22 protein-coding genes are annotated in these 24,822 nt (G+C 49.3%); 6 read left to right on the forward strand and 16 right to left on the reverse strand.

Translation table 11 applies throughout. The annotated features are described in order from the left end of the window. Window positions 1-220: 220 nt before the first annotated feature. The 12 genes from ACCC71_RS08740 to ACCC71_RS08795 form a co-directional block, all read right to left on the reverse strand. Window positions 221-781, reverse strand: coding sequence for a histidine phosphatase family protein (locus tag ACCC71_RS08740; RefSeq protein WP_434309248.1), 561 nt, complete (start codon window positions 779-781; stop codon window positions 221-223). Beyond that, window positions 778-1,542: an adenosylcobinamide-GDP ribazoletransferase gene (gene cobS, locus ACCC71_RS08745; RefSeq protein WP_434309249.1), complete on the reverse strand. Its 765-nt coding sequence runs from the start codon at window positions 1,540-1,542 to the stop codon at window positions 778-780. The genes ACCC71_RS08740 and cobS overlap by 4 nt, the downstream gene beginning before the upstream one ends. A gap of 9 nt (window positions 1,543-1,551) precedes the next feature. Continuing rightward, window positions 1,552-2,925, reverse strand: a complete 1,374-nt coding sequence (locus ACCC71_RS08750; RefSeq protein WP_434309250.1) for an MATE family efflux transporter — start codon at window positions 2,923-2,925, stop codon at window positions 1,552-1,554. Between the two features lie 10 nt (window positions 2,926-2,935). Continuing rightward, a complete protein-coding gene (locus ACCC71_RS08755; RefSeq protein WP_434311830.1) occupies window positions 2,936-3,445 on the reverse strand; it encodes a flavin reductase in 510 nt (169 codons plus the stop codon). Window positions 3,446-3,590: 145 nt separating this feature from the next. Continuing rightward, window positions 3,591-4,796 (reverse strand): D-alanyl-D-alanine carboxypeptidase family protein, encoded by a 1,206-nt coding sequence (locus ACCC71_RS08760; protein ID WP_434309251.1) that lies wholly within the window; start codon window positions 4,794-4,796, stop codon window positions 3,591-3,593. 174 nt (window positions 4,797-4,970) lie between these two features. Next, the gene (locus tag ACCC71_RS08765) at window positions 4,971-5,225 is read right to left on the reverse strand and encodes a spore coat protein (RefSeq protein WP_434309252.1); all 255 of its coding nucleotides are present in this window, start codon (window positions 5,223-5,225) and stop codon (window positions 4,971-4,973) included. Window positions 5,226-5,243: 18 nt separating this feature from the next. Next, window positions 5,244-5,417 (reverse strand): hypothetical protein, encoded by a 174-nt coding sequence (locus ACCC71_RS08770; RefSeq protein ID WP_434309253.1) that lies wholly within the window; start codon window positions 5,415-5,417, stop codon window positions 5,244-5,246. Between the two features lie 146 nt (window positions 5,418-5,563). Then, complete coding sequence (locus ACCC71_RS08775; protein ID WP_434309254.1) at window positions 5,564-7,276, reverse strand: [FeFe] hydrogenase, group A; 1,713 nt, start codon at window positions 7,274-7,276, stop codon at window positions 5,564-5,566. 20 nt (window positions 7,277-7,296) lie between these two features. After that, window positions 7,297-9,183: an NADH-ubiquinone oxidoreductase-F iron-sulfur binding region domain-containing protein gene (locus ACCC71_RS08780; RefSeq protein ID WP_434309255.1), complete on the reverse strand. Its 1,887-nt coding sequence runs from the start codon at window positions 9,181-9,183 to the stop codon at window positions 7,297-7,299. Next, window positions 9,173-9,661, reverse strand: a complete 489-nt coding sequence (locus tag ACCC71_RS08785) for an NAD(P)H-dependent oxidoreductase subunit E (RefSeq protein ID WP_434309256.1) — start codon at window positions 9,659-9,661, stop codon at window positions 9,173-9,175. Before ACCC71_RS08785 ends, ACCC71_RS08780 begins: the two co-directional genes overlap by 11 nt. 159 nt (window positions 9,662-9,820) lie before the next feature. Further along, entirely contained in the window at window positions 9,821-10,882 is a 1,062-nt protein-coding gene (locus tag ACCC71_RS08790; RefSeq protein WP_434309257.1) for a LacI family DNA-binding transcriptional regulator, read from the reverse strand. 337 nt (window positions 10,883-11,219) lie between these two features. After that, window positions 11,220-12,437, reverse strand: coding sequence for an IS110 family transposase (locus ACCC71_RS08795; protein ID WP_434309258.1), 1,218 nt, complete (start codon window positions 12,435-12,437; stop codon window positions 11,220-11,222). Window positions 12,438-12,732: 295 nt separating this feature from the next. Between ACCC71_RS08795 and ACCC71_RS08800 the strand changes: the two genes are divergently transcribed. The 6 genes from ACCC71_RS08800 to ACCC71_RS08825 are packed head-to-tail and all read left to right on the forward strand — an operon-like array spanning window position 12,733 to window position 20,003. Further along, complete coding sequence (locus ACCC71_RS08800; RefSeq protein WP_434309259.1) at window positions 12,733-13,776, forward strand: NAD(P)-dependent alcohol dehydrogenase; 1,044 nt, start codon at window positions 12,733-12,735, stop codon at window positions 13,774-13,776. A gap of 28 nt (window positions 13,777-13,804) precedes the next feature. Beyond that, window positions 13,805-15,343, forward strand: coding sequence for a DUF5605 domain-containing protein (locus tag ACCC71_RS08805; RefSeq protein WP_434309260.1), 1,539 nt, complete (start codon window positions 13,805-13,807; stop codon window positions 15,341-15,343). Between the two features lie 19 nt (window positions 15,344-15,362). Further along, a complete protein-coding gene (locus ACCC71_RS08810) occupies window positions 15,363-16,769 on the forward strand; it encodes an L-fucose/L-arabinose isomerase family protein (protein WP_434309261.1) in 1,407 nt (468 codons plus the stop codon). After that, the gene (locus ACCC71_RS08815; RefSeq protein WP_434309262.1) at window positions 16,769-17,599 is read left to right on the forward strand and encodes a transketolase; all 831 of its coding nucleotides are present in this window, start codon (window positions 16,769-16,771) and stop codon (window positions 17,597-17,599) included. The genes ACCC71_RS08810 and ACCC71_RS08815 overlap by 1 nt, the downstream gene beginning before the upstream one ends. Next, the gene (locus tag ACCC71_RS08820) at window positions 17,596-18,522 is read left to right on the forward strand and encodes a transketolase family protein (protein ID WP_434309263.1); all 927 of its coding nucleotides are present in this window, start codon (window positions 17,596-17,598) and stop codon (window positions 18,520-18,522) included. Before ACCC71_RS08815 ends, ACCC71_RS08820 begins: the two co-directional genes overlap by 4 nt. Then, window positions 18,519-20,003 carry an FGGY-family carbohydrate kinase gene (locus ACCC71_RS08825; protein ID WP_434309264.1) on the forward strand — a complete coding sequence of 495 codons (1,485 nt, stop codon included), beginning with the start codon at window positions 18,519-18,521 and terminating at the stop codon, window positions 20,001-20,003. The genes ACCC71_RS08820 and ACCC71_RS08825 overlap by 4 nt, the downstream gene beginning before the upstream one ends. A 264-nt stretch (window positions 20,004-20,267) precedes the next feature. On the opposite strand, the gene ACCC71_RS08830 is transcribed toward ACCC71_RS08825, so the two are convergent. The 4 genes from ACCC71_RS08830 to ACCC71_RS08845 form a co-directional block, all read right to left on the reverse strand. Continuing rightward, complete coding sequence (locus tag ACCC71_RS08830; protein ID WP_434309265.1) at window positions 20,268-22,259, reverse strand: ABC transporter permease; 1,992 nt, start codon at window positions 22,257-22,259, stop codon at window positions 20,268-20,270. Continuing rightward, the gene (locus tag ACCC71_RS08835) at window positions 22,252-23,019 is read right to left on the reverse strand and encodes an ABC transporter ATP-binding protein (protein WP_434309266.1); all 768 of its coding nucleotides are present in this window, start codon (window positions 23,017-23,019) and stop codon (window positions 22,252-22,254) included. Before ACCC71_RS08835 ends, ACCC71_RS08830 begins: the two co-directional genes overlap by 8 nt. A gap of 119 nt (window positions 23,020-23,138) precedes the next feature. After that, complete coding sequence (locus ACCC71_RS08840) at window positions 23,139-24,152, reverse strand: sensor histidine kinase (RefSeq protein WP_434309267.1); 1,014 nt, start codon at window positions 24,150-24,152, stop codon at window positions 23,139-23,141. Next, window positions 24,149-24,820: a response regulator transcription factor gene (locus ACCC71_RS08845; RefSeq protein WP_434309268.1), complete on the reverse strand. Its 672-nt coding sequence runs from the start codon at window positions 24,818-24,820 to the stop codon at window positions 24,149-24,151. Before ACCC71_RS08845 ends, ACCC71_RS08840 begins: the two co-directional genes overlap by 4 nt. Window positions 24,821-24,822 lie beyond the last annotated feature (2 nt).

Here is a 24,822-nt window from a genome sequence, read left to right on the forward strand (position 1 = left end):
TAAAACATAAGGTTAAAATACGCAAGAAAAAATTAAGGAAGTTTTCATTTTATTTTTTTCCTAGGTAAAACCTCTTTTCCTGTTTGTTTTCTTTCTAACTTCCCTTCGAAACCTTAACACTTCCATACAAGTTCTATGTTTTTCCGATTTTTCTACCGCTAGTTCTAGTAGTTTCGTTTCCATTTTGAGGAAATGCCAAAGAAAACGCTGGAAAAAATTCCTACGTCAAAACCAAGAGCCTACCGCCCTCAAACATGGCTTCTATACAAGTTCCGTTTTCCACTTGCCAATCAAAATAGTCCCGCTTTGGCGTACCAATCCGAGACAATAGAGCCATAATTGTCCCCCCATGAACCACCAACGCAATGGCCTGGGCCTGCCTTTTTCTCGCGTCCCGCTGTACGTTCCAAAAAGCCTGTACGCAGCGTTCCTGAAAAACTGCCCGGCTTTCGCCTCCGGGAAATCCGATCACACCGCCGCTGTCGATCCACCGCTGGTAATCCGGATCGCCAGACAATTCTAGGTAATTCTTGTATTCAAATGCGCCAAAATCACACTCGGCAAAGCCCAGAACCACCGTCCGCCCTACTTTCGGGAATAAAATATCCGCCGTCTCCACACACCGCTTCCTAGGACTGACATAGACCCAATCCACCTCAGGCGCAAGACGCGCTTCCAATGCCTGCCGCCCTTCTTTGGTCAAGCTCTCCTCCGTGCTTCCTACATACCTCTTTTCTCGATTTCCCGGCGTTTCCCCATGCCGAAACAGATACACCTTCACAGAATCGACACCAGCCTTTCCAAAATGGCCGGAACCAAGATCATCGCCAACTCGCACAGCTGCAAAAAATACCCGGCCAGATCACCCGTCACGCCGCCAAATTCCCGATAGGAAAAATACCGGTAATATCCGAAAACAGCCAAAGCCGCTGCCGCTGCCGCCGTTCCATAAAGAGGAGAAAGCCAAACCAAAAACACACTGGCCAACGCCAGATAAACAATCATCACTGCCTTTACCCGTTTTTTGTGGGCTTGCTCTGCAAAAGACGCCAACATTCCTTTTTTCCGGGCCTGCCGGAAAGCGACGACAGCCAAACCGCTATAGGAACGGGACAGGAAAAAAGAAACTGCAGCCACCGGTAAAATCGCTTCATCCACTTCGCTCCATCCAGCCACAGAAAGCAAAAAATACACCGCGCAGCCAATCAACGCAAAGGCGCCAATATGGGAATCTTTTAAAATCTCCAACTTCCTTTCCCGATCCTGATGGGAGCTCCTGGCATCTACCGTATCCAAAAAGCCGTCCAGATGAATGCCCCCCGTCACCAGTACCGGAATGACCGTAAGCGCCGCGGTCCGAAAAAATTCTCCCATTTTTAAGAGCCCGCAAAGATACCATACGCCGATTTCAACGCCCCCGATCACCGCTCCAATCCAGGGAAAGAAACAAACCGCGTATTTCATATTTTCTTCCGTCCATTCAATCCGCGGCATCGGAATCCGGGAATACATGGAAAAGGCAACCACAACTGCCGATAGCATACGAACCTCCTATAATTCCTCCCGTGTTACTTGTTTGATCCATCTTCCAGTCTTCAAACGAAACAGACAGCAGAACGTTTTCAGCAATTCGTCGACTTTCATCAGCGCCAGAACCCCTACCACCGGAATCTCCCAGAGGTATGCCCCGGCGTAGGCCGCCGGCAAGGCGACCAGCCAAAGACAGGTCATCTCTAAACTCAGACAGAATCTCGTATCTCCCGCGCCCCGAAGGACGCCGACGATAAAGATGGTCGCCATGGAGACAAAAAAAGTCACGATAGAAATAACCCCTAGCATATCATAAGCCAATTCCTTTGTGGCCGCCGGAATATCGTAAAACTCCACCACAGGCCTTCGAATCAGCAAAATCAATGCCAAACTCAAAACGCCCATCACGGCGCCAAGAACTGTAAACGTACGGGCATTCTGGACCGCCTGCTCCTTTTTCCCTTCCCCAATCGACTTTCCAACTAAAACAGCCGCCGCGTTTGCCAGTCCGAAAATCGCAACGGTGGCCATCTGCTGAATCATACTGGCGATAGAATTCGCCGCTACCGGATCACCCACGGAATAAGAAATGTGCCCTAAAATAGCCGCCTGCAGCGTAATGGCTAAGGACCACATGGTTTCATTTACAAAAACTGGACTCCCAAATCGAAGCAGATCCACGCCCAGTTTTCTATTCCACCAAAGTAAATGGCGCACCCGGAATGCCAGGCGGCGTTCCATCCGAAACGTGTACCAAAAAGTGACGGAAAACTCCACCAGACGCGCGATGAACGTAGCGATGGCAGCTCCACGGATTCCCAATGCCGGAGCGCCTAAATTTCCAAAAATCAAAACCCAGTTCAAACTGACATTGGTAAAGAACGATAAGATGTTCACCACCACCGAAATCTTTACCGCCTCCACACAGCGCAGGCAGCAAATCATCGTATTGCTCATGCCATACAACAAATACGCCCATCCGATGATTCTTAAATAGTCGGCGCCCCGCGCAATGACTTCCGGCTGATCGGAGTAAAGTCCCATCACCCATTCCGGAGCCAACAGTACCGTCGCGGCAAAACCGATAGAAAACAGCGCGGCGACTCGAAGAATCATGGAAAAGATAGTCCGGATCGCATCCAAATTTTTCTTGCCCCAGTACTGGGCGCTCAGAACCGTCGCGGCGCCCGATAATCCAAAACAAACCATTGACAGAATAAAAAACGGCTGATTTGCTAAAGAAGAAGCCGATAACAGCACACCGGTGTCATCGGCTCTTCCCAGCATCAGCGTATCCATCATACTGGTCGAAAAGGTAATGAGGTTCTGCAAGGCAATCGGCACCGCAATCGCAAGAACGGTCCGGTAAAACCGACTTTCTGTTGTAAACTTCATATTCTGTTGTTCACTCCGCCATCCATATTTTTTCCAGTTCAATCACATACATCGTATGAAAATCCTTTTCCGGATACCATTTATCCGTGCTGTCCCCGTCCACGAAGCACTCCGGTTTCAGTTCTTGGGCGTAAAGCTTTCTGCCGATCATGGTCAGCCTGGCCTCTTCAAAATAAGGCGTCTCCCCCTCATATGCTACCGTCAAACCGGCTTTTTCCACCTTATCCTCATCTCGGCCAGAAACCTTTCCCATATAATTCATCATATTCCGATAGGACTCGCCAAAGAAAGTTAAAGACATGGTGTCCGCTGCGTCGACAAATTCTTTCGTATACCGCTGTGGGCGGATAAAAACAAAGGCTACGTTTTTTCCCCACAGAACGCCTAAGCCGCCCCAGGCCGCAGTCATCGCATTGACCTTGCCATCCTTCTCGGCCGCAACCAACATCCACTCTTTTCCAATTAATGTAAACGGGCTCTCCAGCAGCTCCGCCGGCAATATCATTTTCTTTTCTTTCATCATGGACACTCCCTCCCAGTATTCCGTATACAGAAATGGGCGACCCATGGCCGCCTGTCTTCCTCCTGGCACAGCACATTTCGGCCGCGCTTTGTGTCACAGTATAACTCGATCTCCCATTCCTTGTCAAACGTTTTTTCTTGCTTTATTGCACGCTTTCTTCCGCTTGGAACATCACGCGGTTCCAGACTTTTTTTAGACACCAATTGGCGGAAAGTTTTTCTACCGGCGCTTTTGTTACAATCGGATATTCCGCTACAGTGCTCCCATTCAAGGTATAAACCACTTTTCCTACCGGCTCTCCCGCTGAAACCGGAGCTCTTAACCCTTGGGTTTGCTGTACTTCCAGACGGACCTCCTCATCTGCGCGAAGCAGCATGGACAAAGCCCCCTCTCCGCCCTCCACCGTAACATGCGCCAGCGCGTTCTTTGAAAGATCCCCGTCCGCTGGAATCCCCCCCTCTACCAGTATGGGGGAAAGGTTCGGTTCCTGCCAGACATCACGGTATGTATAATCGGAAAGACCATAGGTCATTAACTTTTTCGTATCCGACCATTTATAATTCTTATTATTTGGCCAACCGCAGGCAAGAAGCGCCACCACAAAGGTTTTTCCGTCGCGGCGCAAAGAGCCGACATAGCAATACCCCGCATTGTTGGTAAAACCGGTTTTTCCGGATAACGCTCCCTCCATCATCGATAGAAAAGAATTATGATTGTGGCAGGTAAAAGAACGCTTGCCGCTGACATCCGTGAAGGAGTGGCTGGAGGCTCTCGTAATCTCCAAAAACTGTTCGTTCTGGATACAATAAGACATAATGGTCGCCAAATCTCTTGCCGTAGTGGAATGGATTCCCGTTTCATCAGCCGCGTCCAGTCCATTGGGAGTAATAAAATAGGTATCCAGACATCCAAGATCCCAGGCCTTCTGATTCATCAACTCCGCGAAAGCTTCCACGCTCCCGGCCAGGCCTTCCGCGATCACCACTGCCGAGTCATTAAAGCTTTCCAGCATCAACGCATAGAGTAAATCTTCCAGCCGGTACTGTTCCCCTGCCTGAACGCCCAGATGCACTTTGGGCATAGAGGCCGCATAGGAGGACGCCTCATAGACGTCGTCCAGATTTCCCATCTCCAAAGCGACGATACACGTCATGATCTTGGTCGTACTGGCCATGGGAAGTTTTGTCTCTCCGTTTTTCGAGTAAAGCACGCGCCCAGAATCCGCGTCCATTAAAACCGCAGCTTGGGCAAATAATTCGCTCTCGGCCGGCGCCTCGGCAGAAACAATCGGAAAAGGAAATAATAGCAGCAAACATGCCGTTAACAGACAGATTATTTTCTTTCGCACAATCCAATACCCCTTTCTTTACAGCGAAAAACTTCTATTTTTCACTATATTCAGGTAGTCCTTTCCCTATCCATTAAAAAAAGAAAACAAAAAACGCAAATCCGCTTCTTTCCGAATCTGCGTCTTTTGCTTTCATTTCTGTTAATGACGCCGCCCGACGTCATATCCGTCTGCTTACTGAGCGCTGTTTCCGCTAAATTTCTGTCTTACGGAATCTACTTTCTTTTGCTCCACCTGCTCCGTAGGGTACCATCCCTTTTCAGACATCTTGTCATAAAGCGTATCCTGCATGCACAGGGCATCGTTCAGGGCGTCGCTAAAAGCCTGACGAACCCGCTCCGTAGAGGACTCGATCGTCCCATGCATAAAAAGATCGCACACACCTTTCTCCAAAAGGAGAATGTTTTCCACTAAATTCTTGTCTGCCATTTCTTTCTCCTTTCGCGATTAAAGTAATCCATAAAATTTCTGAAAAATCTGCTGATGCTTTTGTACCATTTGCTCGACGCAGGCTCTCAGATCCGGATCTTGGATTTGACTTGCCGTTTCCTCGCACTTGGTCTGAAAATACTTGGCATGTCCCAGCGCATCTTCCACGTACAGTAACTCCTTCGTTGTCATAGACGTTTTCCTCCTGTCATTCATTACACTTATATTTTGCAGTTTTTCCGCACAAAATATACACAGATAAAAGTGTTTTCATCCCCTAAATTGCAATAAAAACAAAGAGTTTGCCGCCTTTCATCCAAAATCCTTTTTCGGTTTTTTTACGCTTCTTTTCCACCTTTATAATGCACGTGCAGCAGTTCATGGGTCCGATTTTTTAGTAAATCACTGTACAGATTCACCATCAGCGGGTTTTCGTCGCTGCGTTTAATCTGGGCGGTCTTATCATTTTTGTAAAGCCCCTCCGCGCGCATCCGTTTCTCTCTCTTCCGGCTGAAGGGCTGCCCTGCTCCGGAGACACAGCCGCCAGGGCAGGCCATGACTTCCACAAAGTCAAAATGTTCCTCGCCGCTCTCGATTTTCTCGATCAACTCCTCCGCATTTCCCAGACCGCTGACCACGCCGATCCGCATCATCCGGCCATTGATCTCCACCTCGCAGACCTTGACGCCTTCCATGCCCCGGAATCCCATAAATTCGATATCCTTTAAAGCCTTCGGGCTCTTATCCGCCACCACACGGCGAACCGCAGCCTCTGTAACGCCGCCGGTCGCGCCAAAAATTTCGCCGGCGCCGGAATGAAGGCCAAAGGGCATATCGCTGGACTCGCCTTCAATCCGATCAAAAAGAATTCCAATCTCCTTAATCATGTTGATGACTTCCAGCGTCGTCAGCACATAGTCCACATCCGGCACGCCGTTTTTCTTAAATTCCTCGCGGCTGACCTCGTATTTCTTGGCTGTGCACGGCATAATCGCGACAGAAACCGTCTCCTTCTTTTCCTTCTTATCGTATTCCTTGTAATAGGTTTTCAAAACGGCGCCAAACATCTCCATCGGGGATTTACAGGTCGACACATATTTCATCAACTCCGGATGTTTAGTCTCCGCATAACGAACCCACGCCGGACAGCAGGAAGTAAACAGGGGATACTGGCTATCGCCCTCTTCCAGATGTTCCACCAGTTCGGCGGCTTCTTCCATAATCGTCAGATCCGCGCCTACCGAAGTGTCAAATACCTGATCAAAGCCCAGGCGGCGCAAAGCAGCTACTGTTTTTCCCAACATATTTTCGCCAGGCTCAAAACCAAATTCCTCTCCAATCGCCACACGAACCGCCGGAGCGATCTGCGCAACCACCCGCTTGTTGGGATCGTACAGAGCCTTCCATACCGCGGACTGGTCGCTCTTTACCGTAATCGCACCTGTCGGGCATACGGCGGCGCACTGGCCGCAGTTGACGCAATCCGTATCCGCGATATCTTTACAAAATGCGGTGGAAATCTCCATCCGGGAACCCCGGTGGGCAAAATCAATCGCGCCTACATTCTGAATTTCATTACACATCCGCACGCAATCGCCGCAGAGAATACACTTTCCTGAATCTCTTACAATGGATGTAGAAGAATTATCTACCACCCGGTGAGGGTTATTGTTCGGGAAACGCACCTCGGTCAGACCAAACCGGTGAGCCAGCATCTGAAGACGGCAATGGCCATTCTTCTCGCAAACCGTACAATCCCGGCAGTGAGAGGCCAAAAGCAATTCCAAAATCATCTTACGATGCTTGTGAAGCTTCGGCGTGTTGGTCTTGATCTCCGCCTTATGCTTCGGCGGAGTAGAGCAAGCGGCAATGATCCCGCCCCATTGATCTTCCACCACGCACATCCGGCAAGCGCCGTACACAGATAGATCGGAATAATAGCAGAAAGTCGGTAAAATGATGCCGGCTTTCAGGATCACAGCCAACATGGTCTTTTCATCGGTAAACTCGACGCGATTTCCGTCGATGATCATATATTTAGTATTATCCATCGTTCTTTCTCCTTTCCGGCCTAGCCCAATTTTACCGCGCCAAACTTGCAGCCATCCATACAGGCGCCGCACTTGATGCACTTATTCGGATCAATCACATAGGGCTTCTTAATCTCGCCGCTTATGGCTTCCACCGGACACTGTCTCGCGCACTTGCTGCATCCGCGGCAAAGTTCCGGATTAATCTGGTAAGAAAGCAGCGCTTTGCACTGACCTGCCGGGCATTTCTTATCCACCACATGGGCAATATACTCGTCGCGGAAATATTTGAGCGTACTGAGCACCGGATTGGGCGCCGTCTTGCCCAGTCCGCACAGAGCAGTCTGGGAAATCGTATCGGCCAATTCTTCCAGAAGTTCCAGATCCTCCATGGTGCCTTTTCCTTCTACAATCTTATTTAAGATCTCCAACATCCGCTTCGTCCCTTCTCGGCAGGGGATACATTTCCCGCAGGATTCATTCTGCGTGAAATTCATGAAGAACCGCGCCACCTCGACCATGCAGCTCTTATCGTTCATAACCACCAGGCCGCCGCTGCCGATCATTGCTCCCACTTTGTTTAAGGAATCAAAATCCATGTGCATATCCAGATGGTTTTCCTTGTCGGTAAAACACAGGCAGCCGCCGGATGGCCCGCCGATCTGAACCGCCTTAAATTCGCCGCCTTTCACACCGCCGCCAATATCAAAAATCACTTCCCGAAGCGTGGTCCCCATCGGTACCTCGATTAGTCCCGTATTATTTACATTTCCGGTCAATGCAAACGCTTTCGTTCCGTGGTTGTTCTCTGGTCCGATGCTTCGATACCAATCCGCGCCTTTGACCAGGATCGTCGGCACATTGCAGTAAGTTTCTACGTTATTTAAAACCGTTGGCTTATCAAAAAGGCCTTTTTCTACCGTCCGAGGCGGTTTTACCCGCGGCATACCACGGTTTCCCTCGATGGAAGCCGTCAAGGCACTGCCCTCGCCGCAGACAAACGCGCCTGCTCCCTGGCTGATATGTAAATGAAAATCAAAGCCGGACCCCAGAATATTTTCGCCTAAAATCCCATAGTTTTCCGCCTGGCGGATTGCCTCGGAAAGCCGGGATACCGCCAATGGATACTCAGCGCGGACATAGATATACCCCTCATGCGCTTTGGTCGCGACGGCCGCCACCATCATGCCCTCGATCACACGGTGCGGATCTCCTTCCATCATGCTTCGATCCATAAAAGCGCCAGGATCTCCTTCATCGCCGTTACAGACCACATATTTCACCGGTTCCGGCTGGGCCAATACCTGCGCCCACTTCCGGCCGGTCGGGAACCCTCCGCCCCCACGTCCGCGCAGGCAGGATTTACTGATCTCATCCACAATCTCTTCCGGCTGCATGTCAAATAATGCCTTGGTCAAAGCCATATATCCGCCCACGGCGATATATTCCTTGATGGATTCCGCATTGATGTGACCGCAGTGCTCCAAAGCCAAGCGGGTCTGCTGCTTATAAAAAGGAATATCCTCCTGCTTCTCATAGGCTTTCCCTTCCGCATCCCGATACACCAACCGCTCCACAACTTCATCGCCAATAATACTCTTCTCCAGAATCTCCTCGCAATCTTCCACCTTTACATGGATGTAAAGCCACCCCATCGGCTCGATGCGAAGCAAGGGCCCCATCTCGCAAAATCCATGACAGCCGCTGCGCTTTAAGCCCACGGTCTCATGGGGCTCCTTTTCCAAAATTAGGGAGCAGGGAACATTCCGCTGTTCCATCAACTCTTTCAATCGCTCATAAATATCAAGAGAACCGCCTGCCACGCAGCCGGTTCCTGCGCAAATCAAAATCTGCTTCTTCTGGCTGGCTAAGGATTCCCGATACGCCAGCCGCGCCAATTCCAGTTCCTGACGGGATTTAAACTTCATGTGCAGCTTCCTCCTTCAGTTCCGCAACCAATTCCCTCGCCTTTTCCGGGGTCATCGCTGGATGCACTTTATCATTTACCGTACAAACCGGCGCCAGACCGCACGCCCCCAGACAGGACACGGTCTCCAGGGTAAACAGCATATCCTCCGTGGTTGGTTTCTCCGCCGATACACCGAGCTGCGCCCGGAATTCTTCCAAAATCGGAATCGACTTCCGCACATGACACGCCGTGCCGTCACAGACTTTAATCACATATTTCCCCTTCGGCTCCAAGGAAAAGTTTTCATAAAACGTAGCTACGCCGTAAATCTTCGCCTCGCTTAGTTTCAACTTCTTGGCAATATAGCGAAGCATCTCCTCCGGCAGATAACGGTATTCCGCCTGAATCGCCTGCATCACAGCAATGACGGAAGCCGGATCGTAATGATGCGCTTTTAATATTGCATCCAACTTCTTTTGTTCTTCTTTTTGCACCAAATTTCCTCCTCTCAAATGCGCGCTTTTGTGGTAAAAGGCACATAAAAAGTTTGTGTTCCATCTATATCAGATGAAACACAAACGTCATCTTCGTCTATTTAGCTTAGCATAAGTTTGTGAAAAGATCAACAATTTTTTATTCCATCTCCTGCGCCTTCATCACTCGCCAGCCAAAGGCTGCTTTTTGCCTGCCGGCGGAAGAATTTTTGCCACGCTGGCGCGCGGGAGCAGACTTGTCCCGATATCCACTTTTAGGGACTGAGAACGAGGATTTTCTATCTTGGTGAGAAGAAGTTCTATCGCGGAAGGCCCAAACAGGGAAAGCGGTACCGCCACTGTTGTGAGAGGCGGGTCCACCAGACGACAGATGGGACGGTCGTCAAAACCAATGATCGAGACATCCTCTGGGATGGAAAATCCATGCCGTTTTAACGCCTGCATGGCATAACAGGCGAGCAAATCATTGTCCGCCAAAAATGCCGTCGGCAGTGAATGATGCTCCAAATAATGATCCATGGCAGCGTTTACCGCTGGCTCCGAATAGCCGGCTTCCAAAACATGATCGGGATGAAAGATAAGCCCCATCTCCTCCTGCTGGCGCAGATACTCCCGGAAACGTTCTTTGAAACTGGTGATGGAAACCCTACTTTTGATATAGCCGATGTCACGATGCCCCATCTCATAGAGATATCGCATCGCTTTATAAATTCCCTGGCTATTATTGATCGCCACACAGTCCACATCCCTTGTCTGAAAGGAATTATCCAACAGAACAAAAGGAACCGGCGTGTGGATAAAAATTTCCAGGTCATCCTCATACATCTCCACAGCATATACCAAAAAGCCACGGCAATTACTCTCCAGCAGTAAGGCCTCTTGCTCCTTTCGTGACAACTCCCTGTCCAGATAGACGAATTTCAAGTCATAATTCTGCGCTTTTAAAGCAGCCGTAATCCCTTCTAAGGTATAGTTAAAAAAAGGCGACTCCGTGATAATATCGCCAAAGCGCTTGTAGACGACAAATCCAACCGTTTCTTTTTTCGGCGGAGTCTGCGCTAAAATAGGACCTTTCAAAAGATACTCGCAGTGAAGTTCTTTTATCTTATCTAAAATCTGTGTCCGGGTCTTGTCGCTGACACCCGGCCTATTATTTAATACAATCGAGAGTGTAGATGCGGAAACGCCAAGCATTTCCGCAATGTCCTTTGCTCTGAGCGTCATAGGCTCCCTCCTTTTCTCAAAGTATTTTACTAAACTTTTTTTTAAAATACAAGCCGTTTTCCATTCTTATTGGGCTGGAATAACACTCATGGCGTCATAATCACCAAACGTTGCAATAATTTAGTAAATTTAATATCAATATTACTAAATTATTTATTGACTTTTTAGTATGATCATGTTACGTTTTATCCATCCCTTCCATGGACCGTTTGCGTCCTTGCCAACGGAAGGGAACCCATTCAACCAATATGCGGTATCAAGCAGAAAAGGAAAGGAGTTATATACTGTGAAAGAAAGTAGAGGACAGCCAATAAATGGTACACTTTAACAAGCTGTCTTATGGCAGCCTTTGAAAAAATGTATTGTTACAAAGTGTTAAGAAGCTAATTGCGATTCGGAAATTCTTGTATAAGTCGGTCGGATTCCATGCTTCACCAGTAGACAGCATCTGGTAGATAGCAGTGAGAATCATCCGGGCGATGGCAATAATGGCTCGTTTTTTACCACGGCGCTTCACAATACGTTCATATTTCTGCTTATAGTAAGGAGATTTATCAGATTTCACGGCTGCATGAGCGACTTGCACCAATGCAGGTTTGAGGTATACACCGGCACGTGTTATCCTGACAGATTTCTTTTTACCAGCAGACTCATTGCTGCCGGGAGTTAATCCCGCCCAACAGCAGAGGCGTTTGGAATTAGAAAACGGAGTCATATCAGTACCAATCTCGGAGATAACAGTGACTGCACTGTTACGGTCAACACCCGGAATGGTACACAGTAACTGGACAGCATTTTCATAAGGAGCAATCAAAGAATCAAGCATAGTGTCTATATCATTTATCGTAGATGTGATATAATCCAGATGTGCGCGGACGAGGCGCATACGATATTTTTGGGAGTCAGTCATCTGGTACCCTTCGATGGATTCAATGACACTGTCAGACTTCTTCTTTAGGGAACGGAGGAGTCTGGAGGCTATTTCTTCGTGGCTGATGGAACCCGTGGTTTGCTCGATCAGGTAATCAATAACAGATACAGCTGATTTCCCAAAGATATCGGAAACAACCGAATCTAATGCGACATTACAGACAGTAAGAGCATTCTGGTATCTATTCTTTTCGCTGGTACGGCAGGAAGTCAGCTTGTAACGATATCTTGTGAATTCGCGCAAGATACGGATTGGTTTACAAGGGATATAGCTTCCTGGAACCAGACCTAATCGAAACAAATCCCCAATCCATTTGGAATCTTTTGTATCATCCTTATTTCCTTTAACTGCCGTTACCCATTTGGGGTTGGCAATAGTGACGTTGATATCGTCCTCCAAAAGGTTGAATACAGGAACCCAGTATTTACCGGTAGATTCCATACAGACGTCCCGACATTGGTTTTCAATTAGCCAATTTTTGAATTGCAGGATAGAATTGTTGAAGGTAGAGAAACGCTTTTTTTGATAAGAAGGTTCTATACCGGAAGTGGTTTTGATGATTGTGGCAACGAGAAAAGATTTGTGAACATCGACACCACAGCAGGTTTGGTAAACAACTTTCATGGTCAAAACTCCTTTCAAGATGAGATAAAGAAGCCATTGACTGTTCCACCACACATTTAACAGAGAAGTTAAAACAATTCTTACTGTACGGTCTAAAAGAGCCACTTATTTGTGCTTGAAAGATGAAACTTACACGGATTACCATGCTGTCTAAAACCGAAGAAAGTCTTTACGACTCACCTCCCCGTGCTTTGTAGTATAGCTTCTTTAACAATTATTTTATCAGTAACGTGGAGGATTAAAAGACTTTCATTACTATTTGTGCCGCCGACTTGGCGGCGGAATGGAGATTACCATGAAGGGAAAAATGAAGGTATGCGTATTGACAGGGAAACGGAAACTAGAGTGGGTGGAACGCGACATCCCACAGCCAGGGCCAGGCGAATTGCAGATCAAGCTGGAATATGTCGGCGTATGCGGTTCCGATCTTCACTTTTATGAAGAGGGCTGCCTTGCCAACTGGACCTTGGATGGGCCTTTAGCCCTTGGTCATGAACCAGGCGGTATCGTCACCGCCCTTGGCGAAGGAGTCCACGGATTTGCCATTGGAGATAAAGTTTCTTTGGAACCAGCCGTTCCCTGTGGAACATGCGAGGAATGCCGGAAAGGCCTTTATAATCTTTGTTCTAACATCAAAATGCTGGCTATTCCCCATGAAAAGGACGGCGTCAATGCAGAATATTGCGTCCATGACGCCTCTATGTGCTATAAACTGCCCGAACAGGTATCTACCTTGGAAGGCGCTATGATCGAACCGCTGGCCGTGGGTCTTCATGGAACAGAACTATCCAACGCAAAAGTTGGGGAGACCGCCGTGATTCTCGGTTCGGGGTGCATTGGACTCTGTACGCTGCTTGCGCTGAAGGCCAGAGGGGTATCGGAGATCTATGTGGCGGACGTCATGGAAAAGCGGCTGAAAAAAGCGCTGGAACTTGGCGCTTCCAAAGTGTTCTTAAGTCCTAAGGAATCCATCGAAGATTTCGTGAAGACCCTTCCTGGAGGCGGCGTGGATCATGTCTATGAATGCGCCGGCAATCGTGCGACCACGCTTCAAACCTGCCGTCTGATCAAACGCGGCGGAAAAGTAACCTTAACCGGCGTCTCTCCGGAACCAGTATTGGAGCTTGATATCGCTTCTCTAAACGCCAAGGAAGGAACGATTTACTCAGTATATCGTTATCGGAATTTATGGCCAAAAGCAATCGCAGCGGTAGCATCCGGAAGAATTCCGGTGAAAGAAATTGTCTCTCATATATTTGACTTTAAAGATTGTATCGAGGCGACGGAATATAGTTTAACCCACAAAGACGAAGTGGTAAAAGCAGTCATCAAAATGTGAAAATCCCAAAATAAAAGGAGCAAGCTCCATGAATTATATCCCAAAATCAGTAGAAAAATGGGGAGTCTTTGAGATATCCTGCTCTGGAAGAACCGATGGGAATCCCTTTACGGATTACAACATCCGCGGGCATTTTACCAACGGCGCCGAGTCGGTGGAGACGGACGGTTTTTATGACGGAGATGGAATCTATAAGGTTCGTTTTATGCCGTCCTTTGAAGGCGAATACCAATTTTCCGTGACAGGTACATTTTCCGAAGAACCCATTCGCGGCAGCTTTATGGTTACTCCCCCTTCCCCAGACAACCATGGCCCGGTACGTTCCGCTAATCAGTTTCATTTTTCTTACGAGGATGGTTCCCCTTATTATCCCCTTGGAACCACCTGCTATGTCTGGGAACTCCAAAACGATGAGCGGATTGCCGAAACGTTAGATATGTTAAAAGAATCCGGCTTCAACAAACTTCGCTTTTGCCTGTTTCCTAAACATTATAACTACAACCTAGGCGAGCCCCGCTCCTACCCTTATGAAGGGACTCCCATGAATAGCAGCGTGCTAACGGAAGAAAACTGGAGCGATTATACAGAAAACGCCCCTGGGAATCACTGGGATTTCACCCGCTTTCATCCGGCGCATTTTCAGCATATCGAACGCTGTATCGCAGCACTGGGAGAAATCGGTGTGGAAGCGGATCTGATCGTCATGCACCCCTACGACCGCTGGGGATTCTCCTGTATGACGCCCGAGCAGGATGAGCTCTACTGGAAGTATGTTGTCGCCCGTTTTGCTGCCTATCGCAATGTCTGGTGGTCGCTGGCCAATGAATACGATCTCCTCCGGCACAAGTCTCTGGCGGACTGGGAACGCTATGCGAAAATTCTCTGCCAGAAGGATCCTTATCATCATTTGCGCTCGATCCACAACTGCGGCCCTCATTACGATCATACGCGTCCCTGGATCACCCACTGCAGTATTCAGCGTCAAGACCTCTATAAAACCGCGGAACTGACAGACGAATGGCGCATCCGTTATCAAAAGCCTGTTGTGCTGGACGAGATTGCTTATGAAGGAAATCTTCCCTTCGGCTGGGGAAACATCACCGGAGAGGAAATGATCCGCCGTTTCTGGGAAGCGGCCATGCGCGGCGGCTACCCAGGCCATGGCGAAACCTATTTGACCCCCGAACGAATCCTCTGGTGGTCCCACGGAGGAAAACTAAAAGGGGAGAGCTGGAAGCGAATCGCATTTTTGTCCCGCATCCTATACCAAACCCCTGGTATCGGCCTGGCGCCCGCCAAAGGAAATTGGGACGATGTCTGTGCAGTCCCGGAGGATGCGCTCCGCGCCGCCCAGACCGGATACCGTATCTATTATTATAGCTTCATGCGCCCCTGTTTTCGGGAGTTTTATTTTGACGATACCGCAAAATACCAGGTGGAAGTGATCGACACCTGGAATATGACCATCGAGAATCAAGGCGTCTTCCAGGGCAAATTTCAAATCAACCTTCCCGGCAGGCAGTTTATGGCGATCCGCCTGCAAAAGGCAGCCATGGAAGCGTCTTAATATCTGACAGGAGGATAACATGACAACGATAAAATTGGGCTTTGCACCCACCCGCCGCAGCATTTTCAGCGCGCCGGACGCGATAAAATATCGGAATCTGACCGCGGATCGGCTGCGGGAATTAGGCGTAAATTTCATAGATATTGACGATATCAATCCGGAAGGGTTACTTTACTGCGAGGAGGACCGGCCGAAAATCTTAGAAAAATTCCGCCAGGAAAAAGTGGATGGCCTGATACTCCCCCACTGCAATTTCGGCACAGAGTATGTCTGCGCCCGCTTAGCCAAAGATCTGGGCGTACCAGTCTTACTGTGGGGCCCCCTGGATGAACGTCCGGAGCCGGACGGAAGCCGGTTAAGAGATACCCAATGCGGTCTGTTTGCCACAGGAAAAGTACTGCGCCGTTTTCAGGTACCCTTCACCTACATGACCAACTGCCGCCTGGATGATCCGGTGTTTGAGCGGGGAATCAAAGATTTCCTGGCTGTCTGCCGCGTGGTAAAGACCTTCCGGAACATCCGGATTCTTCAGATCGGCCCCCGCCCCTTTGATTTTTGGTCCACCATGTGCAACGAGGGGGAATTGCTGGAAAAGTTTCATATTCAGCTCTCTCCTATCTCCCTTTCCGAACTGGTCGCGGAAGTAAAAAAAGCCATCGTGGACGGCGAAGATGTAACACAGACCATTGCCTACTGCCGGGAGCACATGGAAATCCAAATTACGGACGAACAACTCACCCAGGTGGCCGGTCTGGCCGCAGCTATGGAACGGCTGATTCAAAAATACCATTGCAATGCCGGGGCAATCCAGTGCTGGAACGCCCTGCAAGACGAGCTTGGCATTATGCTCTGCGCCGCCAACGCGCTGCTCAATGAAAAAGGCATTCCCATTGTCTGCGAAACCGATATCCACGGCGCCGTCACGGCTCTTCTGGTGGAGGCTGCCGCCAACGATGGAACCCGCAGCTTCTTCGCCGACTGGACCATCCGCCACCCCGACCGAAAAAATGGCGAGCTGCTCCAGCACTGCGGCCCTTGGCCCCTTTCCGTGGCCGGCTGTAAGCCTCAAATCACGGTTCCGCTGGCCTTTGATTACCCTGGCTCTCTGACCGCCGAAGCCAAGCATGGAATTTTGACTCTGGCCCGCTTTGACGGTGATAACGGAGAATACTCTCTGCTTTTGGGCAATGCCCGCGGCGTGGACGGCCCAAAAGGCAGAGGAACCTATCTCTGGGTAGAGGTGGAAAATATCAAGCGTCTGGAAGCCAAACTCGTGGAAGGCCCCTATATTCACCACTGTGTAGGGATACATAAAGACGTGATTCCCGTCCTATATGAGGCATGTAAGTATCTAAAAATTCAGCCTGACCTGTACGATCCCATCGAAGAAAAGGTCAGAGCCTATTTGAGAGGGGAAAATGAATAATGACCATTCAAGAAATGAAAGAAAAAGCCATGGACATCCGCATGGATGTGGTCACACTGATCCACAATGCAGGATGTGGACATATCGGCGGCGACCTCTCCGAAGCAGATGCCCTGGTTGCTCTTTACTATAAACATATGAACGTCTCCGCCGGACAAGTGAAGGATCCGGACCGGGACCGCTTCATCCTATCGAAAGGCCACAGCGTAGAATCCCTGTACTGTATCCTGGCTGACAAAGGATATTTTGATAAACAAGAACTGATGACTACCTACAGCGCTTATTTGTCTCGCTTTATCGGCCATCCCAACAACAAAATCCCCGGTATAGAGGTCAATTCCGGTTCTCTGGGGCATGGTCTTTCCGTCGCTGTAGGAATGGCAAAGGCGGCAAAAATGATGGGGAAGGACTATCATGTCTACACCTTGCTCGGAGACGGAGAACTGGCGGAGGGAAGCGTTTGGGAGGGAGTGATGGCCGGGGGCCACTTTCATTTAGATAATCTCACCGCGCTTATCGACCGCAACGGGCTTCAAATTTCCGGTTCCACCGAAGACGTCATGGCGCAAGGTTCCCAGGAATCCCGCTGGGCTCCTTTCGGCTGGAATGTGATCTCGATTCCCGGCAACGACATGGCGGCCATCGACGCGGCTCTCACCGCCGCCAAAGCCGTCAAGGGAAAACCGACCGTGATCATCTTAAACACCACAAAAGGCCTCGGCGTATCTTTTATGGAAAATAATTATATCTGGCATCATAAGCCGATGAACGAGGAACAATATCAGCTGGCCATGGCCAGCCTGAAGGAAAGGAAGGTACATATGTCATGACAATCGCAAATAAACAGGCGATCTGCAATACTTTAATGGAATTGGCGAAAGACGATCCCCGCATTGTCGTTTTATGTTCCGATTCCCGCGGCTCCGCTTCCATGAACGCCTTCGCCGACACGTATCCGGAACAATTTGTAGAAGTTGGTATCGCGGAACAATCTTTGGTATCGGTTGCCGCTGGAATGGCTGCGGTGGGAATGAAACCCGTAGCCGTATCCCCCGCGTCCTTCCTCTCCACCCGCTCCATGGAACAGATCAAGGTGGACTGCGCCTACTCCCACAACAATGTTTTGCTACTCGGCATCTCCGGCGGCGTATCCTACGGTGCGCTCGGCATGACCCACCATTCTACCACGGACATTGCCGGCATCGCTTCTATCCCTGGCATGAGATTCTATCTCCCCTCCGACCGTCTGCAATCCGAACTTTTGATCCGCGCCCTGATGGCGGATCCGGCTCCTGCCTATGTCCGCACCGGACGCCACGCGGTCCCCGATGTTTACGAGGAAGGAAACGTCCCTTTTGAGATGGATAAAGCCACCATACTTCAAGAAGGCTCCGATCTCGCCATCATCGCCTGTGGGGAAACGGTTTTGGCTGCGAAACAGGCAGGCGAACAGCTTGCCAAAGAAAATATCCACGCCATGGTAATCGACATGTATTGTATCAAACCTTTGGATCAGGATGCCGTCTTAAGAGCTGCGAAAACAGGAAAAATCATCACGGTGGAAGAACATGTGGCCACCGGAGGCATGGGCAGCATGGTCGCTCAACTGACCGCGAGAAAATCGCCCTGTCAGGTCGTCAATCTGACACTCCCGGACGCCCCCGTGATTACCGGCAATTCCAGAGAAGTATTTTCCTACTATGGTTTAGATTCCTCCGGTATCCTCAAAACTGCAAGGGAGCTTTTGTCATGAGCCATTATATCCTATCCATCGATCAGTCGACCCAGGGGACAAAAGGACTGTTGTTTGATGAAAATGGTATTCTGATCGCCCGTGCGGACAAGAGCCACCGTCAAATCATCAATGAATTTGGATGGGTTGGGCACGATCCTATGGAAATCTTGCAAAACACCCTGGCCGTATGCCGCCGGGTCACAGAAAAGGCCGGCATTCCCAAAAGTGACATTAAGGCCGCCGCCATTTCCAATCAACGGGAAACTTCCATGATGTGGGACAGGGAAACCGGGAAGCCCCTCGATCACGCCATCGTTTGGCAATGCGCCAGGGCAAAAGAAATCTGCGAGCGGCCAGAATTTGCGGCTCTGTCTGAGTCCTTCCAGGAAAAAACCGGGTTAAACCTTTCCCCTTATTTTCCTGCGCCTAAATTTACCTGGCTGATGGAACAGATTCCGGAAGCCAGAATACTGGCGAAAAAGGGGCGGCTCTGCTGCGGCACGATAGACAGCTGGCTCGTCTATTGCCTGACCAACGGCCGCAGCTTCAAAACGGATTATTCCAACGCCAGCCGCACCGGTCTCTATCATATTCGCAATCTGAAATGGGATGAGGAACTATGCAGCGCTTTTCAAGTCCCGCCGGACGCTCTCCCGGAGGTCTGTATGTCCGATTCCAACTTTGGCTCTACCACCTTGGGCGGTTGGCTGGATGCTCCCATTCCCATCCACGGTATCTTAGGGGACAGCCACGGCGCGCTTTTCGGACAGGACTGCCGGCTTCCCGGCCAGGCCAAAGTCACCTATGGAACAGGATCCTCCGTCATGATGAATCTGGGCACGGAGCCCCGTATTTCTAAGAAGGGCCTTGTCACCAGCCTAGCCTGGGGCTTGAACGGTCGGATTGAATATGTCTTTGAAGGCAATCTCAACTATACCGGAGCCGTCATTACCTGGTTAAGGCAAGATCTCGGACTGATTCGCACCGACCAAGAAGCCACAAAACGGGCTTATGAAGCCAATCCCAATGACAGGACTTATTTTGTCCCTGCCTTTACGGGCCTCGGCGCTCCTTATTGGGACAGCCACGCCACCGGTATGTTCACGGGAATCACCCGCACCACAAGGCGGAATGAAATTGCCAAAGCTTGTCTGGACTGCATCGCTTATCAGATTTCCGATTTGACAGATTTAATGAGCGAGGAATCCGGTTTTCCCTTATCCACCCTGCGTGCGGACGGCGGTCCCACCGCCAGCTCCTACCTGATGCAGTTTCAGAGCGATATCGCCCGCGTAAAAGTTCAGATTCCCGATATCCAGGAACTTTCCGGGATGGGCGCAGCTTATGCCGCCGGCATTGCCATTGGTTTATACAACGCAGATACGATCTATCGCCATATACAAAGAAAAGAGTACGCGCCGGAAATGAGTCCCATGCAGCAAGAACAATTATATGCCGGCTGGAAACATGCCGTTAGACAAACCTTGCATCACCTATAAAAACAGAGGATTTCGCTCTGCGAAATCCTCTGCCTACAGCGGGCTTATTGCCATCTTTCTTTCCACCGCTCGAAAGGATTGCGCTGCGCCTCAGCGCAATCCTTAGCGGAGTGTTTTATTTCCTTACTTGTCTTTAGGCGTCCTTCCCAACCAGAACGCAACGATCGTCAGCAAGGCCAGAATGCCTATTACCAGACCGCCGCAGCCTCCGTTTCTTTTTCTCATTATTACCACCGTCCTTTCCAGACGAAACCAACATTCCATCTAGCGTATTTCGTTTTGTACAATCCGATCGTAAACTCGCGCCGTCAGCAGATAAATACCAACGTAAATCAATGCAAAAACCAGGAACGATCCCAAGGTACAAAAGATCAATAGTCTCTGGTTCATCAGGCCAAGGGCCCGCAAAATACGGTTAACCGCCGGAAAAGCGAATGCAATGTGGATGCCGGCCGTCAGCAGAGGCAGAAAGAATACCGTTAAAATTTGGCTGTGTATGGTCTTCTTTATCTCCTTTCGGCTCAGGCCCACCTTCTGCATAATGACAAATCGTTCTTTATCCTCATATCCTTCCGATACCTGCTTGTAATAGATGATCAGCACGGTCGCCAGCAGGAACAAGGTCCCCAGGAAGATTCCAAGGAAGAATAATCCGCCGTATATGGACATAAAATCACTCCATTCACTTTCCTTGACTTCCAGATAACCGGGGAAGTTTTGCTCCTTTAAAGCCGTTTTGATATTTTCGCCGGCCTGCATTTTTTCTTTGGATGTGCCGTCGATGTCTACGCCATAATAGATTCGGATATTCGAATCCCGCTCTTGATAGTACGCGCTCTGCTCTTCATAGATCCACTCCAAAGCAGCCCGGTCCGGAACGACCACAAAGAGGCTGTCGATAATGTTAGCGGCAATACCGCCGTTGGGAATCACACTGTCCCGCTTCTCACGAATCCGATAGTCCTTGGAAAAAAGACGGAGCGTATCAAAATCATAGCTCTCACCGCCGGTATATAAGATCACCTCGTCATCGTCCAGGGTCAACGATTCCCCAGTCATCTGATTCAGGTCTTTTAACGTCATAAAGCTGATATTCCATACATTGTCCAGAGAACTATTTTCCGCTCCCGAAAGAAGGACTTCTCCGTCCTCTATCCTTGCGCCGATCTCCAAAAAGCGGTAGCAGATTTCGTTGGTTCTCTGTCTTCCCTCCGCGGTTAAAACCTGATCGATCGCGCTCTGGGCAGATTCCCACCGTGCTTGATCCACCTCGACGCAATTGAGTAAGATCTCTCTCGGATAGCGGCGCTCCAAATTGTCCTCAAACCCAATATACAAACTCACCGTGGAAGAAATCATAACCAGCACAGCGGTGGAGAGAATACAGATATTGGCAAGGCCCACGGCATTTTGTTTCATCCGGTACATCATACCCGAAACAGAGATAAAATGCTGCGTCTTATAATAATAGCTTTTTTTCCTCCGCAGCGTCTTTAAAACCGCGATACTGCCGGACGTAAAGAGACAGTAAGTTCCCACCATGACCAAAAGTACAGCCACAAAAAAGATTAAAATCATGACCATCGGGTTTTTCGTGGTCACGGCAATCCAATATCCGCCGCCTAAGCTTAATACGCCCAACAGGGTAACAAAAACCTTTGCCCGTGGTTCCCGCTCTCCCACCTGTCCGCCCCGCAGCAATTCCACCGGCTTTGCTAGATGAATCTGGTGCAGGTTGCTAAACAAAGTCAGGAAATAGACGACGGCAAATAAAATCACCGTGTCCCGAATCGCCGGTACCGATACCGGAAAACCAAAGGTTGCCTGCAGGTTTAAAATGCGCAGCATACCAAGAAAAACCAGTTTGCTGAACAGCAATCCGCCAAGAATTCCAAAAAGAATGCCAACGCTTCCGATCATTAGGGTTTCATAGGTCAGCACTTTAAAAATATGCCTTTTTTCCATACCCAAAATATTGTACAGGCCTAATTCTTTTTTTCTCCGCTTGATCAGGAAACTGTTGGTATAAAACAGAAAGATACAAGCAAAAAATCCTACCACATAAGTGCCTGTGTACAAAATCCAGGACATTTCCGTTCCGCCCCGCATGTTCCGGAAATCCTCGTTTTTTGCCAGAGAGCTGATAATGTAAAACATCATAACCGAGACGACGCCGGTCAGCATATACGGCACATAAGTCTGCGCATTTTTTCGAATATTCGATATGGCCAGCTTCACATAAAAGCCTCTACGCATCCCACTCACCACCTGTCGCCATCATTGTCAACGCATCGGAAATCTTTTGATACATGGTTTCCGTGCTCTGACTGCCCCGGTAAATCTGATGAAATACTTCGCCATCCTTGATAAACAAAACCCGCTTTGCATGGCTCGCCGCCTTCGTGCTGTGAGTTACCATCAGGATCGTCTGCCCATCTTCATTGATCTGGCCGAATAAGCGGAGCAGGCTGTCGGACGCCCGCGAATCCAACGCTCCAGTCGGTTCGTCTGCCAATATCAGCTGCGGCTCTGTGATCAGGGCCCGCGCCACGGCAGTCCGCTGCTTTTGGCCTCCGGAGACCTCGTAGGGATATTTCTCCAAGATTTCTTCGATTCCCAGCTTCTTTGCAATGGGCGTCAGCCGTTTTGCCATCTCCGGATATGCCTTTCCTGCCAAAACAAGAGGAAGAAAAATATTGTCTTTAAGGGAGAAGGTATCCAACAAGTTAAAATCCTGAAATACAAAGCCGAGATTATCACGCCGAAACGCGGAGATCTCCGATTCTTTTAAGGACACGATGCTTTTTCCGTTTAACAGTACCTCACCGCTGGTGGGTTTATCTAGAGACGCCAGAATATTGAGCAGCGTTGTTTTTCCTGAACCGGATTCTCCCATGATCGCTACATACTCGCCCTGCTCTACCGAAAAGGATACGTTGGAAAGCGCCTGCACGCGGGTGCCGCCAAAACGGGTCGTATAAACTTTCTTTAAATTATTGACTTCTAATATCGCCATAATGACCTCCTTATCTTCCTCTTTAGTGTAACAAAAAGAGGAAATGGCTGCCATGTCTTTGGCTTACATTTCCCCGATATACCTTACATTCCTGTAAGGATTCACCGTGAGTCCCGCTTCTATTCCACTTCCAGCAACGCAGAAGCAAGCCCAATTTTTACTTTTGTCCCCCTTCCTGGTTCCGACTCAATCGCAATGGTGTGGGACAATTTCTTCAGGATCCGCTGGCAAAGGTAAAGGCCGATGCCGGTGGATTTCTTGTTGATACGGCCATTGTAGCCGGTAAAGCCTTTCTCAAAAATCCGCGGCAAATCCTCCGCGGCGATACCAATCCCCGTGTCCTCGATCACCAGCGTCTGATCCGGTTCCAGATAAATCGAAATGGTTCCCTTGGGCGTATATTTTAGCGCATTGGACAGGATCTGTTCGATCACAAACAAAAGCCACTTTTCATCAGTCAACACTTCCGTTTCCACACCCGCATACTGAAGCGCCACCTTTTTTCGTACAAACTGACCGGCAAATTTCCGTACCGCCTGCCGCACAATTCCATCCAGCGGCTGCCGCTTGATCACCAGATCGCTGGACTCACTGGAAAGGCGCAGATAGGATAGCACCATCTCCACATACTGTTCAATGGAAAAAAGCTCGCCAGACAGCTCGCGAAACACCGTCTCCTCTTCCTCCGAAAGCAACAATCGCATTGCCGCGATGGGAGTCTTGATCTGGTGCGCCCACATCGTATAGTATTCCAGCATATCGCTTTTTGTTTTGTCCGCTTCCGAAATCAAGCGGCTTTTATCTTCATGGTCAATTCGAAGAAGTTCCTGGTAATCCGCCTCCAAAAGCTCCTGCGCATCGGGCAGATCGGAAAGCCCCAAGGTAATCCGACACCGAAGTTCCTTCAAGAAACGATGGCGCTTCCAATAATTCAGGTAATCGATGCCGAAAATCAAAATTCCTGCTGCCAAGCATAAAACGGCTCCATAGAGAACCGCCTCCACCGGCAGCTGGTAAAGGGAAAATACGACGGCAAAAATCAAGGCAAACAATAGGATTGCACAAAAGTCCACACGGTGGCGTCTGAAATATCCGGCGAGCAAGACGCCGGTTTCCCGCTTTTCTTTGTTCATTCGATCAGATACCCCATTCCCTTCTTGGTCGTAATAAAATCAGGTAAGCCTGCGGCCTCCAACTTATGGCGCAATCGGGTCATATTGACGGTCAGGGTATTCTCATCCACATAACTATCCGTCTCCCACAATCTGGTCATCAATTTATCCCGGCTCACGGTCTTTCCCTTATTTTCCAGAAGCATCTGCAAAATCTTAAAATCGTTTCTCGTCAGGTTTACGGTTTCGTTCTGATAGGTCAAAGTCGCGTCGCTTATGTTTAAAATGGCGCCCCGATGCTCCAAAAGATTCGATGGCGCGCCAAAATCATAGGCCCGGCGCAGCAAGGCCTGCACTTTTGCCGTCAACACCTCCCGGTCAAAAGGTTTCGCTAAAAAGTCGTCCCCGCCCATATTGACGGCCATCACCAGATTCATGTTGTCGGAAGCAGAAGAGAGAAATAAAATCGGTATCTGAGAAAGCTTCCGAATCTCCGTGCACCAATGATAGCCGTTAAAAAACGGCAGCATAATATCCAGGATAACCAGATGAGGCCCATAGGCGGCAAACTCCGATAAGACATTTTGAAAGTCCGATACCACACGGCATTCCAACCCCCAGGCCGTCAATTGTTTTTGAATGGCGGACGCAATGATCTCGTCATCCTCCACAAGAAAAATCTTATACATCG

This window comes from Hominifimenecus sp. rT4P-3 (genome assembly GCF_051055405.1).
GTDB lineage: Bacteria > Bacillota > Clostridia > Lachnospirales > Lachnospiraceae > Pseudolachnospira.

Coding starts and splice junctions, on each gene's coding strand:
- ACCC71_RS08775 (WP_434309254.1), bottom strand. CDS start 7,276: ATGGATAATACTAAATATATGATCATCGACGGAAATCGCGTCGAGTTT.
- ACCC71_RS08790 (WP_434309257.1), bottom strand. CDS start 10,882: ATGACGCTCAGAGCAAAGGACATTGCGGAAATGCTTGGCGTTTCCGCA.
- ACCC71_RS08780 (WP_434309255.1), bottom strand. CDS start 9,183: ATGAAGTTTAAATCCCGTCAGGAACTGGAATTGGCGCGGCTGGCGTAT.
- ACCC71_RS08805 (WP_434309260.1), top strand. CDS start 13,805: ATGAATTATATCCCAAAATCAGTAGAAAAATGGGGAGTCTTTGAGATA.
- cobS (WP_434309249.1), bottom strand. CDS start 1,542: ATGCTATCGGCAGTTGTGGTTGCCTTTTCCATGTATTCCCGGATTCCG.
- ACCC71_RS08825 (WP_434309264.1), top strand. CDS start 18,519: ATGAGCCATTATATCCTATCCATCGATCAGTCGACCCAGGGGACAAAA.
- ACCC71_RS08810 (WP_434309261.1), top strand. CDS start 15,363: ATGACAACGATAAAATTGGGCTTTGCACCCACCCGCCGCAGCATTTTC.
- ACCC71_RS08795 (WP_434309258.1), bottom strand. CDS start 12,437: ATGAAAGTTGTTTACCAAACCTGCTGTGGTGTCGATGTTCACAAATCT.
- ACCC71_RS08840 (WP_434309267.1), bottom strand. CDS start 24,152: ATGAACAAAGAAAAGCGGGAAACCGGCGTCTTGCTCGCCGGATATTTC.
- ACCC71_RS08845 (WP_434309268.1), bottom strand. CDS start 24,820: ATGTATAAGATTTTTCTTGTGGAGGATGACGAGATCATTGCGTCCGCC.
- ACCC71_RS08755 (WP_434311830.1), bottom strand. CDS start 3,445: ATGAAAGAAAAGAAAATGATATTGCCGGCGGAGCTGCTGGAGAGCCCG.
- ACCC71_RS08750 (WP_434309250.1), bottom strand. CDS start 2,925: ATGAAGTTTACAACAGAAAGTCGGTTTTACCGGACCGTTCTTGCGATT.
- ACCC71_RS08765 (WP_434309252.1), bottom strand. CDS start 5,225: ATGGCAGACAAGAATTTAGTGGAAAACATTCTCCTTTTGGAGAAAGGT.
- ACCC71_RS08770 (WP_434309253.1), bottom strand. CDS start 5,417: ATGACAACGAAGGAGTTACTGTACGTGGAAGATGCGCTGGGACATGCC.
- ACCC71_RS08800 (WP_434309259.1), top strand. CDS start 12,733: ATGAAGGGAAAAATGAAGGTATGCGTATTGACAGGGAAACGGAAACTA.
- ACCC71_RS08820 (WP_434309263.1), top strand. CDS start 17,596: ATGACAATCGCAAATAAACAGGCGATCTGCAATACTTTAATGGAATTG.
- ACCC71_RS08835 (WP_434309266.1), bottom strand. CDS start 23,019: ATGGCGATATTAGAAGTCAATAATTTAAAGAAAGTTTATACGACCCGT.
- ACCC71_RS08830 (WP_434309265.1), bottom strand. CDS start 22,259: ATGCGTAGAGGCTTTTATGTGAAGCTGGCCATATCGAATATTCGAAAA.
- ACCC71_RS08815 (WP_434309262.1), top strand. CDS start 16,769: ATGACCATTCAAGAAATGAAAGAAAAAGCCATGGACATCCGCATGGAT.